The organism is Salininema proteolyticum (assembly GCF_042685645.1).
Classification (GTDB): Bacteria; Actinomycetota; Actinomycetes; order Mycobacteriales; family Micromonosporaceae; genus Salininema; species Salininema proteolyticum.
Map to the genome: position 1 here is coordinate 3,890,875 of NZ_JBHUNX010000001.1, position 12,887 is coordinate 3,903,761.

Below are 12,887 nucleotides of genomic sequence, written 5' to 3' on the forward strand. Positions count from 1 at the left end.
GGGAAGGAACACCGTGAAGGTCGTCATCGCGCACAACCGCTATGCCTCGGCTCAGCCCTCGGGCGAGAACGTGATCGTGGACTACGAGATCGGCGCGCTGCGGGAGGCCGGCGTCGAGGTCGTCCCGTTCCTGCGCTCTTCGGACGAGATCGCGGGGATGTCGGCCGCGAAGAAGGCCTCGCTGGCGCTGTCGCCGGTCTACGCGCGCGGCGTCCAGAAGGAGCTGGGCCACCTGCTGGAGCGCGAGCGGCCCGACATCCTCCACGTCCACAACGTCTATCCGCTCCTGTCGCCCGCCGTGGTGGACACGGCGCACCGGCACGGCGTGAAGGTCGTGCAGACGATCCACAACTACCGGCACGACTGCCTCAACGGGCTCTACTTCCGCGACGGGCACGACTGCCACGACTGCCACGGCAAGCGCTGGAAGGGCCCGGGCGTGCTGCACGCCTGCTACCGGGGCTCGCGGGCGCAGAGCGCGGTCATGGCGACCTCGCTGGGGGTCAACCGCGACGTGTGGCGCCGCGTGGACCGCTTCGTGGCCCTGACCGACAACATGGCCGCCTACCTCCGGTCGATCGGCATGGAGGAGGACCGGATCCGGGTCAAGCCGAACGCCATGCCCGATCCGGGAGAGCCGAAGCCGCTGGGCGAGGGTTTCCTGTTCGGCGCGCGCCTGGTTCCCGAGAAGGGAGTCGAGCTGCTGCTGGACGCGTGGAGCCGGGTGGGGAGGGAGTCCGGCGCGACGTTGACGATCGCCGGGGACGGCCCTCTGCGGGAGGTCGTCGAGCGGGCCGCGAACGCCGGAGAGGTCCGCTACGTCGGGCCGCAGGACCGCGAGGGGATGGCGGGGCTCCTGGAGGGGGCCGCCGCCGTGGTCGTCCCGTCGATCTGGGAGGACATCCTGCCGACCTCGGGCCTGGAGGCGCTGGCGGCCGGAAGGGCCGTCACGGCCACTCGAATGGGTGGTGCTCCGTTCATCGTCGGGGATCACACCGACGCGCCGTCCGGCGTGGTGGCGGATCCTTCGCCGGCCGCTCTCGCCCGGGCACTGGAGGAGACGTACGCGCAGGTGGGCACGTATGCGAGCGCGGCACGGAGACGGTATGAACAGGTGTTCTCCCCGGAGGTCGCGCTGCGCCGACTGGTGGAGATATACGGGGAACTGACCGGGGTTTGATCTATTGTGACCGGTTGAGTAACCGACCCCTCACGTGGTGCAGGCGGCTTTTCCATGCCACAATTGGGCATGTCGCGGTCGACGGCGACGCCCCTAATGCCGAACCAGGGATGCGAGGTGCTCATGGACGCAGGCACTGAACCCGAGCTGGGTCTCAAACTCTCGACTTCAGGCCCGTACGCTGTCATCGCCGTGAGCGGCGAGATCGACATGTACACGGCGCCCCAGTTGCGCGAGGCCATCAACCAGACGGTGTCGGGGGGACACGACCTCCTCGCCGTGGACCTGTCCCAGGTCGAGTTCTGCGACTCCACCGGTCTGGGCGTGCTGGTGGGCGCGCGGCGCAGCCTGACGCGGCTGGGCGGCCACCTGGTCGTCGTGGCGACCAACAAGCGCATCGAGAAGCTCCTGCAGCTGACGGGGCTCGACGTGGTGCTGGACGTCCGGAAGAGCGTGCCGGACGCAGAATGAACACGGTCGAGATCTCCTTTTCCTTCACCCCAGCCGCCGCGTACGTCCGGGCGGCGAGGCTGGTCGCAGCCGACGTGGCCTCGCAGTCGGGCGTGGACGCGATGAGCCGCGACGAGATCCAGCAGGCGACCGGGGAGGCGTGCACGCGCGCCATTCTGCGCCACCGCCAGGCGCACCTCAAGGACCTTGTGCACGTTGGCTTTTCGATTGGTGATCATTTCATGGTCAAAGTCACCGATAATGCGCAGGACTCGCGCACGCCGGTCCTCCAGCCGGGCGACCACCTGCCGCCGGCGACGGAGGACTCCTCTTCGGAGGATCTGACCCTCGTCGTGCTGTCCAACCTGGTCGCGGACTTCCGGGTGACCCCGGGGGACGGCGAGCGGGGCTCCACGGTGCTCATGCGCTGGCCGCTGCGGGCCAAGGACTCCCCCGACGCGGAGTAGTCGGCGCCCCACAGAGAAGACCCTGCGCAGAAGGGTTCGACACCCTCCTAAATAGATACATATCCATCGCTCATATGTTCGCATTCTAGCGTTCGACGTGAATCTATCTCATTCGACGCCCTGCGACATGACCTGTCCCATATCGGCCGCGGTCCTCCCAGTACACTCCGCACATGCCGGCCTGCTCCCTGCGACCCTCCGGAAGGGAGCACAGCCCGCGCGGCGGCCGGACACTGTACCCGAACTTCAAGGAGGACAGCGTCAATGGTTACGTTGCTCGCCAATGGCGACGAGAACGCGATCAGCCTGTCACAATCCCATGTGACCTTCATCATTCTGGCGGCGGTACTTGCCCTCGTCGCCCTCGGCTTCGCCGGGGCGCTGGTCAAGAGCATTCTCGCCGCCGACACCGGAACGGAGAAGATGCGCGACATCGCCGGGGCCGTCCAGGAGGGCGCCTCGGCCTATCTCAAACGGCAGTTCCGCACGATGGCGATCTTCACCGTCGTCGCCGTGGTCCTGCTCCTGCTCCTCCCCGTCGGTGACGACGCGGGCTGGAGCGAACGGCTGGGCCGCAGCGGATTCTTCATCGTCGGAGCGGCCTTCAGCTCGTTCATCGGCTGGGCCGGCATGACCCTCGCGACCCGCGCCAACCTGCGCGTCGCGGCGGCCGCCCGCATAGGCGAGCGGGCCGGGGCCATGCGCCTGGCCTTCCGCACCGGCGGCGTCGTCGGCTTCCTCACCGTGGGCCTCGGGCTCCTGGGAGCCTGCATCGTCGTCCTGGCCTACCAGTCCACCGCGCCGATCGTCCTGGAGGGCTTCGGCTTCGGCGCGGCCCTGCTGGCGATGTTCATGCGGGTCGGCGGCGGCATCTTCACCAAGGCCGCCGACGTCGGAGCCGACCTGGTCGGCAAGGTCGAGCAGGGCATCCCCGAGGACGACCCGCGCAACCCCGCCACCATCGCCGACAACGTGGGCGACAACGTCGGAGACTGCGCCGGCATGGCCTCGGACCTCTTCGAGTCCTACGCCGTGGTCCTGGTCGCCAGCCTCATCCTCGGCCGCGCCGCCTTCGGCGAGGCCGGCCTGGTCCTGCCGATCATCGTCGCCGCCGTCGGCATCGTCTGCGCCATCGTCGGCGTCGTCATCACCCGCCTGCGCCCCACCGACGCCTCGGGTCTGACGGCGATCAACCGCGCCTTCTACATCTCCGCCCTGCTCGCGGCGCTGCTGGCCGCGGCCGTGGTCTTCATGTTCGTGCCCGGAACCTGGGGCGCGATCGGCACCGGCTACACCGCTCCGGTCTCACCGCAGATCCTCGCGATCGGCTCCGTCGCCATCGGCATCGTGCTGGCCATGGTCATCATGATGCTGACCGGCTACTACACCGACGCGCGCTACAAGCCCACCAAGGACGTCTCCGCCTCCACCCGCACGGGAGCGGCGACCAACATCCTCTCGGGCTTCAGCCTCGGCCTCGAGTCGGCCGTCTACACCGGCCTGACCATCGCCGCGGCGGTCTTCGGAGCGTTCCTGCTCGGCGGGGGCGGCATCCTGAGCCTCTTCGCCGTGGCCCTGGCCGGCTGCGGCCTGCTGACCACCGTCGGCGTCATCGTCGCCATGGACACCTTCGGGCCCATCAGCGACAATGCCCAGGGCATCGCTGAGATGTCCGGAGACGTGGACGAGGACGGCAACCAGCTGCTCACCGACCTCGACTCGGTCGGCAACACGACCAAGGCCGTCACCAAGGGCATCGCCATCGCCACCGCGGTCCTCGCCGCGACGGCGCTGTTCGGCGCCTACACCGACGCCGTCGCCGGCGCCGGACTCTCCGGCTCGGCCCTGGTCGCCGCGCTCAACCTGGCCGACCCGGCCAACATCGTCGGATTCATCATCGGCGCCAGCGTCGTGTTCCTCTTCAGCGGACTCGCGATCAACGCCGTGGCCCGCTCGGCGGCGGCCGTCGTCACCGAGGTGCGCGAGCAGTTCGCCCGCTTCCCCGGCATCATGACCGGGGAGCAGCGCCCCGAGTACGGCCGCGTCGTCTCCATCTGCACCCGCGACGCCCAGCGCGAGCTGGCGACGCCGGGACTGCTGGCTATCATGGCGCCCATCGCCGTGGGCTTCGGCCTCGGCGTCGGGCCGCTCGCCGCCTACCTGGCCGGAGCGATCGCCTGCGGCGTGCTCATGGCCATCATGCTGGCCAACTCGGGCGGCGCCTGGGACAACGCCAAGAAGGACGTCGAGGACGGCAACCACGGGGGCAAGGGTTCTGAGGCCCACGCCGCGGCGGTCATCGGCGACACCGTCGGAGACCCGTTCAAGGACACCGCCGGACCGGCGATCAACCCGCTGCTGAAGGTCATGAACCTCGTCAGCCTGATCATCGCCCCGGCCGTGGTGGCCTACACCGTCACCGACGACTCGCCCCTGCGCTACGTCTTCGCGGGGATCGCCCTGGCCGTCCTGGCCGGGGCCATCATCGTCACGAAGCGGCGCTCGGTGCTGGTCGGAGAGGAGGGCTCCGGGAACGGGGCCGCCAAAAGCGTGACCGACCCGGACTCCGCCCCCGGCCAGCGCGCCGAGGACGGGAAGAAGGACGACGCCGGAGACGAGGCCGAGAACGGCGAGGCGGTCAAGGCCTCCAAGTAGGGCCCTGACCGGCCGACGACCGACGGCCGACGACCGACGGGGAGGTTCCCGGGAGCGCCCGGGAACCTCCCCGCACCTTATATATAGGGCCGCGAAAAGGGGGCGTCTGGACGACGGGGCTCGGGGGAGGCGCCCCGAAAGGGCCGCGAAGAGGGACGCCGGGACTACGGGTCCATGAGAGGCCCCCGAAAGGGTCTCGAAGAGGGGCTCCGAGACGGCAGGATTCGCGGAGTCGCCCGAAAGGACGTCCGGGGTTGGCGTTCGAGCGAGAGGCGCCGACGGAGACGCCAGGACGGCGGGCTCCGGGCGCGATGCCCCGGCAGGGGGCGTCTGGACGCGGGAGCCGTGCCCAGGCACACCCGATCGAGCCCGGCAATATGATTTACAGCACTCTATCTCCATCATTTTGTCCGGTTTGCCCCTGTTTCCGGACTGTCCGAGACTGCTCTCGGACGCCCCGCACCCGCGTTTGTCAACGACAGCGCTTGTCGAATGCGCTACCGTAACCGAGGTACCCGAGGAAACGCATGCGCACATCGTGTCCCGGGCAGTTCTCTCAGCGACCGACAAAGTAGAGGTGGACCGTGGCTGACCCCAAGAGGCTGGTGATCGTGGAGTCCCCGGCGAAGGCAAAGACGATCGGCTCGTATCTGGGGCCGGACTATATCGTCAACTCCTCGCTCGGGCACATCCGCGACCTGCCCCGCTCGGCCAAGGAGATCCCCGCCAAGTACAAGGACAAGGCGTGGTCGCGCCTCGGCGTGGACACCGAGCACGACTTCAAGGCGCTCTACATCGTCAACCCCGACCGCAAGGACCACGTCAAGCAGCTCAAGAACGAGATGGCCGAGGCCGACGAGCTCTACCTCGCCACTGATGAGGACCGCGAGGGCGAGGCCATCGCCTGGCACCTGCTGGAGACGCTCAAACCGAAGATCCCCGTGCGCCGCATGGTCTTCCACGAGATCACCCCGTCGGCGATCGCCGACGCCGTGGCCAACCCGCGAGAGCTGAACCAGAACCTCGTCGACGCCCAGGAGGCGCGCCGCATCCTCGACCGCCTCTACGGCTACGAGGTCAGCCCCGTGCTGTGGAAGAAGGTCATGCCGCGCCTGTCGGCCGGCCGGGTCCAGTCGGTCGCCACCCGCATCCTGGTCGAGCGCGAGAGGGCCCGCATGGCCTTCCACGCCGCCGACTACTGGGACCTCACCGCGCGCCTCGTGACGGCCGACGGAGAGTCCTTCAAGGCCACCAGCGTCGCCGTCGACGGCGACAAGATCGCCTCCGGCAAGGACTTCGACGCCGCCACCGGCCAGTCCAAGGGCGGCGTCATCGCCCTCGACGAGGCCGGGGCGCGCGGGCTGGCCGAGCGCCTGTCCGGACGAGGGTTCACCGTCCTGCGCGTCGAGAAGAAGCCCTACCGGCGCCGCCCCTACGCCCCCTTCATCACCTCCACGCTCCAGCAGGAGGCCTCGCGGCGCCTGCGCCTGTCCTCGGCGCAGACCATGCGCGTCGCCCAGCGGCTGTACGAGAACGGTTTCATCACCTATATGAGGACCGACTCGACCAACCTGTCGGACACGGCGATCAGCGCCGCGCGCCGCCAGTCCGGGCAACTGTTCGGCGAGAAGTACGTCTCGCCCGAGGCCCGCCGGTACGCGCGGAAGGTCAAGAACGCCCAGGAGGCGCACGAGGCCATCCGCCCCGCCGGCGACAACTTCCAGACGCCCGACTCCCTGAAGTCCCGCCTCTCCCCCGAGGAGTACCGGCTCTACGACCTCATCTGGCGGCGCACCCTCGCCAGCCAGATGGTCGACGCGACCGGCAACTCGACCTCGGTGCGCGCTCGCGCCACGTCCTCCTCGCAGGAAGAGGTCGACTTCACCGCCTCGGGCAAGACCATCGTCAACCCCGGCTTCCTCAAGGCCTACTCGTACGGCGACGACGAGGACGACGAGAAGGGCGACACCCGCCTGCCGGAGCTCTCCGAGCGGCAGAGCCTCTCCGAGAACGGGATCCTCCCCGTCGGGCACACCACGCAGCCGCCCGCCCGCTACACCGAGGCGAGCCTGGTGAAGTTCCTGGAGGAGAAGGGCATCGGGCGCCCCTCGACGTACGCCTCGATCATGCAGACCATCCAGGACCGCGGCTACGCCTTCAAGCGCGGCCAGGCGCTGGTGCCGTCGTTCCTGGCGTTCTCCGTCGCGGGCCTCATGGAAAAGCACTTCCCGCAACTGGTCAACTACGACTTCACCGCCGGAATGGAGAACGAGCTCGACGAGGTCGCCGCCGGCGCCTCCAACTCAGTGAATTTCCTGCGCTCCTTCTACTTCGGAGGAGAGGGCGCCGAGGGCACCATCTCGGCCTCGGGCGGCCTCAAGACGCTCGTCGACCAGGAGCTGGGGGAGATCGACGCCCGCGGCGTCAACTCGATCCCGCTGTACACCGACGCGGAGGGCCGCAAGGTCGTCGTCCGCGTGGGACGCTACGGGCCCTACCTGGAGCGCGCCACCGACAAGCAGCGCGAGGAGGGCGAGCCGGGAGAGCGCGTCTCGATCCCCGAGTCGCTGGCGCCCGACGAGATGACGCGCGCCAAGGTCGAGGAGCTCTACGAGCTCGGATCGGCCGAGGGCGAGCTGGGCGAGCACCCGGAGACCGGCGAGCCCGTGTACGCGAAGACCGGCCGTTACGGCCCCTACGTGACCTCGGGGGAGAAGTCAGCCTCGCTGCTGTCCGACCAGAAGCTCTCGGAGCTCTCGCTCGAGGACGCCGTCAAGCTCTTGACCCTGCCGCGCCTGGTGGGGGTCGACGAAGACGGCGAGGAGATCCGCACCGGCGCCGGGCCGCACGGCCCCTACGTGGTCAAGAAGCGCGACTACCGGTCGCTCGAGTCCGAGGACCAGCTGTTCACACTGACCATGGAGCAGGCGAAGAAGCTCCTGGCCGAGCCCAAGCGGCGCGGGCGCCAGGCGCGCGCCTCGGCTCCGCTCAAGGAGCTGGGCAAGGACCCGGTGACGTCCAAGGACGTGACGGTCAAGGACGGGCGCTTCGGACCGTACGTGACCGACGGGGAGACCAACGCCTCGCTGCGCCGGACCGACACCATCGAGGCCATGACCATCGACCGCGCCGCCGAGCTGCTCTCGGAGCGCCGCGAGAAGATCGCGGCCGGGGGCGGGAAGAAGCCCGCCAAGAAGGCGAAGAAGGCGGCCGCGAAGAAGACGGCCAAGAAGTCCGCCGCCAAGAAGACCGCCAAGAAAGCGGCCTCGAAGAAGAAGGCGGCGGTTAAGAAAACTGCCAAGAAGGCCGTGAAGAAGACCACGAAGAAGGCCGCGAAAAAGGCGGCCAAGAAGTCCTCCTGACGCGCCTTCCATGAAGGGGCCGTTCGCTGTGAACGGCCCCTTGACGCTGTCTCGGGCTCTCTCCCGACGCTCCTTGACCTGCTGCTCCGCGCTGTACGATGGCAATATCGACACGCAGAGTGACCAGAGGAGCACACATGCATTCCCACCGCAACGGATTCAAGACCGCCGTCCTGCTCGGCGCCATGTCCGCCCTGGTCATCGCCATCGGATACGCCTTCGGGGGCTCCACGGGCGTGGTCATCGCCGCGGGAATCGCCGTCATCGGCAATGCGGTCGCCTACTTCAACAGCGACAAGATCGCGCTGCGGTCCATGAGGGCCCAGCCGGTGACCGAGCAGCAGGCTCCCCAGCTGTACGCCATCGTGCGGGAGCTGTCCCAGCGCGCCGGACAGCCCATGCCGCGGCTCTACATCGCGCCCACGCGGCAGCCCAACGCCTTCGCCACGGGCCGCAACCCCGAGCACGCGGCCGTGGCCTGCACCCAGGGGATCCTGGAGATCCTCACCCCCGCCGAGCTGCGCGGCGTCCTGGGCCACGAGCTCTCCCACGTCTACAACCGCGACATCCTCATCTCCTCCGTCGCCGGAGCCCTGGCCTCGATCATCACCATGCTGGCCAATATCGCCTGGTTCATCCCGCTCGGAGGCAACGACCGCCAGGGACCGAACCCGCTGGTCCTGCTCCTGACGATGATCCTCGGCCCGATCGCGGCGGGCGTCATCCAGATGTCCATCAGCCGCTCGCGCGAGTACCAGGCCGACCAGTCCGGCGCCGAACTGACGGGGGACCCTCTGGCCCTCGCCAGCGCGCTGCAGAAGATCTCCGCGGGCGTCGACAGGAGCCCGGCCCGCCCCGACGGCCCCGTCTCGAACGAGGCCCACATGATGATCGAGAACCCCTTCCGCGGCAGGGGGCTGGCGAACCTGTTCTCCACGCACCCGCCCACCGAGGAGCGGGTCAAGCGCCTGCGCGCCATGGCCGGCGGCGTTCGCTGACAGGTCTTGGGAAGCGGGCGGGATAGCAGTCCGGGAGCCGGACGGGGATGCAGCCCGGGAACCGGGCGGGGATTCGGGCCGGGGATGCAGCCCGGGAACCGAGCGGGGATGCAGCCCGGGAACCAGGCGCGAAAGCGGCCCGGGCGCGCCGGTCCGCTAGAGGAGCCGGCGACGCCGTCGCCGCGCCGTCCTCTTAATAAGCGGAACCGCCGATCTCCTTGATGCCCTTGCGGACGTCCAGGAGGTAGATGAGGCTGGCGCACAGCGCCAGGAAGCCGAAGATGCCCAGTCCCCCGCCCCCGCGGCTGCCGAGGATCGCGGTGAAGAAGACCGCCAGGACGAGGATTCCCACCCAGGTGCCCTTGGAGAGCGTGCCGATGGCCTCGAAGGCCTTGGGCTTCTGAACCGCGCAGTGGACCAGCGCGAAGAGGGCCAGGATGGCGGAGAGGATGCCGAAGGCGTACCAGAAGTAGCTGGTGATCACGAGGGCCATCGGGGCGGCGATGAGGTCCGTTGACGGTTCCATGCCCACCAGTGTACTCAGGGCGCCGCAGCCCCGTCGCGGCATTCGGTCCCCCGCCTTGGGGACTCGGCCCGTTTCCGGGTACGCGAAACCGCCGACCCCCTCGGAAGGGCGACCGGCGGTGAAAGCCTTGAGCTCGGGCCGAAGTCGGGTCCGTCGTTACTTGCCGAGCTTGCGACGCTGCACGCGAGTCTTGCGAAGGAGCTTGCGGTGCTTCTTCTTAGCCATACGCTTGCGGCGCTTCTTGATAACGGAACCCATACATTCAGTCCTTACCGATTGATTCTTGAGCCTTTTTATACAGCTCTCCCAGGATAACGCGGTAGTCGGCCCATCGACAGGGAGGCATACCGCACGCCACATCCGTCACAACCCCTCCCCCGGGCCCCGCGGACGTCGTCAGACGGGCAGGGCACGGCGCCGTCGCAGCCGACCGGCGGGACTGGGTGTGGCACGGCCGGTCCTCCGCCGCCCCGGACCGGCCGGGGCGGCGCGGCCGGACGTCAGGCGCGCTCGGCGAGCGGCCCATCCTCGACGTCCACGATCTCGTGCTCGGCCTTGGGCGGCGTCGGACGCATGGCGTCGATGCTGTTGACGATGTAGGACTTCAGCGCGTCGTGGGGCACCCGGTACGAGCGCCCCACGCGCATGGCCTGTATCTCGCCGTTGCGCACGAGCCGGTAGACCGTCATCTTGGAGACCTGCATGAAGCCGGCTATCTCCTGGACGGTGAAGAACTTGACGTCCTCCAACGCCTCTAGTTCCTGGAGTATCTGGTAGTGGAGGTATTCGCTGGGGTCGGTGGTCATGAAGGTCGCCGTCCTTCCTCGGGGTGGTCCTTTCCCCGGACGGTGGGCGCCGTTGCCCGCGCTGCAGGGGCCGCGTCCGGAGTCCCCGTCAGAGAACCCGATCCGGAAAGCGCTTCCGGGGTCCATATCGTGGAATTCTACTGGACTGAGACACAGATCATGTTACGCGAGTCTCTCTCCGGCGACAAGGGCGGCGGTGAGTCGGTTGTCGATCTGTTGTTGAATCGAGACCTTTGATACCGGCGATACGCGTGTTGCGGGTGTGAATTCAGAGCACCGACCGAATATGCTTTCCGATCTCCTTCATCAGCGTCTCGTGGGAGACTCCGAGGACTCCCTCCACGTTCTTCTCCAGCGACTGTCCCTCGCGGGCGGCCGCGGCGAACAGTTCCTCGAACTTCTCATCGCCGTACTCCTCGAGGAAGTACCAGACCGCGATGTAGGCGCAGCCGTACTTGGCGCTCGTGACCGCGCCGCTGTCCCGGCCCGAGGGCTCGATGCCGCTGTCGCAGAGGCCGTCGTCGACGTACTCCCTCATGCCGGCGGCCCTCAGGTAGGTGCTGATGTCCGCGGTCCCCTGGTCGATGTACTCGGCGATGCCCTCGATGATCCACCAGGCGTCGTTGCGCGCCGCCGGATTGTCGGCGGCCCACCGCGTCGCGGCGTGGCCCAGCTCGTGGCGGACGGTGGACCGCAGGTCGTCCATACCGTAGGCGTTGTCGACGCCCATCACGGTGATACTCGCCGAGCCCCGCGGCTCTTCCTCCACGGTGCCCTCCATCACGGCGGCGTAGCCGAGCACGTCGCCGGCGCCGTCCTCCATGCCGCCGAACCAGGTCTCGAACGCCGCGCTGTCGGCGTAGAAGACCAGGTAGCGGTCGGGGCGCTCCCAACGCGCCCACGGGTCGGCCACTTCGGCGCCCTCTTCGGACAGAGACTGGTAGGTCGACAGCTCGTCGGCCAGGCGCTGCGGCACGACCGTCAGCGTCCGCGAACCGCCCAGAGCCGCCAGGGGCTCCTCCTCCCAGGGCATCGGGCGCCACATGTCGTTCTCGTCGAACTCGAAGGCGGAGATGGTGAGTTCGTCGTCGGCGGCCGTCCACTCGGTGTCGTAGACGGCGTCGATCGGCCAGCACTCCTCGACCGGTTCGCTGAAGCACTGCGAGACGCGGGCGCGGATGTCGTAGACGCCTTCCTCGCCCGTCGGGACCGGGTTGTTGACGTGCCACTCGTAGCGGCTGACACCCATGACGGCCAGGTTCTCGTAGAGCATCCCGGCGAAGTCGGACACGCCGCCCCCGAAGGGCTCCAGGTAGCCCTCCTTGTCGCCCTCCAGCAGTGCGTGGCTCTGCCGGTTGAGCGTGTAGGCCGCGCTGTCGCGCACGTAGTCGCGCATCTCGGCGGCGTCGGCGTCGGGGCCGGGGTAGCGGGGCGCCATCTCGGACCCGAAGGCGATGGTGCCGGTCTTCTCCTCGAAGGGGTCGGTCCGGTCGACGTAGACGTAACCGCCGGCCACCGCGGCGACGAGCATGAGCGTCAGGGAGAGGACGAGGGCCGTGTACCTCCTCTTAGGAGGCTGCGGCTGCTGCGGCGGACCCCAGCCGTAGGGAGGCTGGGCGCCCGGGGGCATCGGCGGGTGCGGGCCGCCGGGCTGCACGGGCGCGTACGGCACCGCCGGGGGAGCCTGGTTCGGCACCGCCGGGGGCGCTTGGTTCGGCGCCGGTGCCGCCATCTCGACGGGGTTGGGGTTCACGGCATGCGGATTCGGGCGGGCGGGATTCTGGTTCACAGGCATCTGGTTCACGGGGTCGGGGGCGTGCTGGGCGTCGGGCCGTGCGGGGCCGGCCGGGTTCGGGGCCTGCCGCGCCGGAACGGAACCGGACCGCTGCGCCGGGAGCGCTCCCGAGTTCTGGGCGGGGACGGCTCCGGACTGCTGTGCCGGAACGGATCCGGGATGCCGCGCGGAGGACGGCCCCGAGCTCCTCGCGCGCAGAGACTGGGGGCTGGGCTGCGCCGGCCCCTCATGCAGCGGGTCGGACTCGATCACGGGGAACTCGCCGGTGGGCGTCGTCGGAGGGACTCGGGGCCCGTCTTCGGACTTGAGCTCCGCGGCCTTCGGCTCGGTCTCCATGCCGGCGTGCAGCCTCTCCCCCTGGGCGGGGTCCACTTCGGCGATCGGGGGGAGGCCTGAGGTGGTGTCGGTGGCCGGTTCGGGGAGCTTGCCCGCGAGGGAGTCGGGCCGCTCGCGTCCCTCGGTGGGACCGTCGACGGTTCGCGCCTGGTCCGCCGGCACCGGTTCGGGGCGCGGGTTCGAGGACGGACGCGGGGGATGAGTCATGCTCACATGGTAATCGACGGCGACCCGGCAGACCTCCTCCCCCTTCCGGCGTGTCCAGGTTCCCCGCAAGCGAATTGGAACGGACTGTAACCCTTCCCGGCAGAG

General features: G+C 69.0%; 9 protein-coding genes and 1 pseudogene. 6 read left to right on the forward strand and 4 right to left on the reverse strand.

Translation table 11 applies throughout. The features are described from left to right. Positions 1 to 13 precede the first annotated feature (13 nt). From ACFTE1_RS17950 to htpX, 6 genes are all read left to right on the forward strand, one after another. A complete protein-coding gene (locus ACFTE1_RS17950) occupies positions 14 to 1,180 on the forward strand; it encodes a glycosyltransferase family 4 protein (protein WP_380623871.1) in 1,167 nt (388 codons plus the stop codon). A 123-nt stretch (positions 1,181 to 1,303) separates the two neighbouring features. Next, a complete protein-coding gene (locus tag ACFTE1_RS17955; RefSeq protein ID WP_380623868.1) occupies positions 1,304 to 1,651 on the forward strand; it encodes an STAS domain-containing protein in 348 nt (115 codons plus the stop codon). Then, positions 1,648 to 2,097: an ATP-binding protein gene (locus ACFTE1_RS17960; RefSeq protein ID WP_380623865.1), complete on the forward strand. Its 450-nt coding sequence runs from the start codon at positions 1,648 to 1,650 to the stop codon at positions 2,095 to 2,097. The genes ACFTE1_RS17955 and ACFTE1_RS17960 overlap by 4 nt, the downstream gene beginning before the upstream one ends. A 264-nt stretch (positions 2,098 to 2,361) precedes the next feature. Then, on the forward strand, positions 2,362 to 4,752 hold the full coding sequence (locus tag ACFTE1_RS17965) for a sodium-translocating pyrophosphatase (protein ID WP_380623863.1): 2,391 nt from the start codon (positions 2,362 to 2,364) through the stop codon (positions 4,750 to 4,752). A 584-nt stretch (positions 4,753 to 5,336) separates the two neighbouring features. After that, complete coding sequence (topA, locus tag ACFTE1_RS17970) at positions 5,337 to 8,114, forward strand: type I DNA topoisomerase (RefSeq protein ID WP_380623860.1); 2,778 nt, start codon at positions 5,337 to 5,339, stop codon at positions 8,112 to 8,114. A gap of 137 nt (positions 8,115 to 8,251) precedes the next feature. Then, a complete protein-coding gene (gene htpX / locus ACFTE1_RS17975) occupies positions 8,252 to 9,112 on the forward strand; it encodes a zinc metalloprotease HtpX (RefSeq protein WP_380623857.1) in 861 nt (286 codons plus the stop codon). Between the two features lie 193 nt (positions 9,113 to 9,305). Here htpX and ACFTE1_RS17980 read toward each other — a convergent pair whose 3' ends face one another. From ACFTE1_RS17980 to ACFTE1_RS17995, 4 genes and pseudogenes are all read right to left on the reverse strand, one after another. After that, positions 9,306 to 9,638, reverse strand: coding sequence for a DUF2516 family protein (locus ACFTE1_RS17980; RefSeq protein ID WP_380623855.1), 333 nt, complete (start codon positions 9,636 to 9,638; stop codon positions 9,306 to 9,308). Positions 9,639 to 9,794: 156 nt separating this feature from the next. Next, a complete protein-coding gene (locus ACFTE1_RS17985; protein WP_081687713.1) occupies positions 9,795 to 9,896 on the reverse strand; it encodes a 30S ribosomal protein bS22 in 102 nt (33 codons plus the stop codon). A 335-nt stretch (positions 9,897 to 10,231) separates the two neighbouring features. Then, positions 10,232 to 10,444, reverse strand: a pseudogene (locus ACFTE1_RS17990) (helix-turn-helix domain-containing protein); the annotation flags it as partial. Between the two features lie 268 nt (positions 10,445 to 10,712). Next, positions 10,713 to 12,782 carry a hypothetical protein gene (locus ACFTE1_RS17995; protein ID WP_380623850.1) on the reverse strand — a complete coding sequence of 690 codons (2,070 nt, stop codon included), beginning with the start codon at positions 12,780 to 12,782 and terminating at the stop codon, positions 10,713 to 10,715. Between the last annotated feature and the right edge of the window lie 105 nt (positions 12,783 to 12,887).

Bases quoted from the DNA above. Each gene is read 5' to 3' on its own strand.
- ACFTE1_RS17980 (WP_380623855.1), bottom strand. From the start codon at position 9,638: ATGGAACCGTCAACGGACCTCATCGCCGCCCCGATGGCCCTCGTGATC.
- ACFTE1_RS17995 (WP_380623850.1), bottom strand. From the start codon at position 12,782: ATGACTCATCCCCCGCGTCCGTCCTCGAACCCGCGCCCCGAACCGGTG.
- ACFTE1_RS17960 (WP_380623865.1), top strand. From the start codon at position 1,648: ATGAACACGGTCGAGATCTCCTTTTCCTTCACCCCAGCCGCCGCGTAC.
- ACFTE1_RS17955 (WP_380623868.1), top strand. From the start codon at position 1,304: ATGGACGCAGGCACTGAACCCGAGCTGGGTCTCAAACTCTCGACTTCA.
- ACFTE1_RS17985 (WP_081687713.1), bottom strand. From the start codon at position 9,896: ATGGGTTCCGTTATCAAGAAGCGCCGCAAGCGTATGGCTAAGAAGAAG.
- ACFTE1_RS17965 (WP_380623863.1), top strand. From the start codon at position 2,362: ATGGTTACGTTGCTCGCCAATGGCGACGAGAACGCGATCAGCCTGTCA.
- htpX (WP_380623857.1), top strand. From the start codon at position 8,252: ATGCATTCCCACCGCAACGGATTCAAGACCGCCGTCCTGCTCGGCGCC.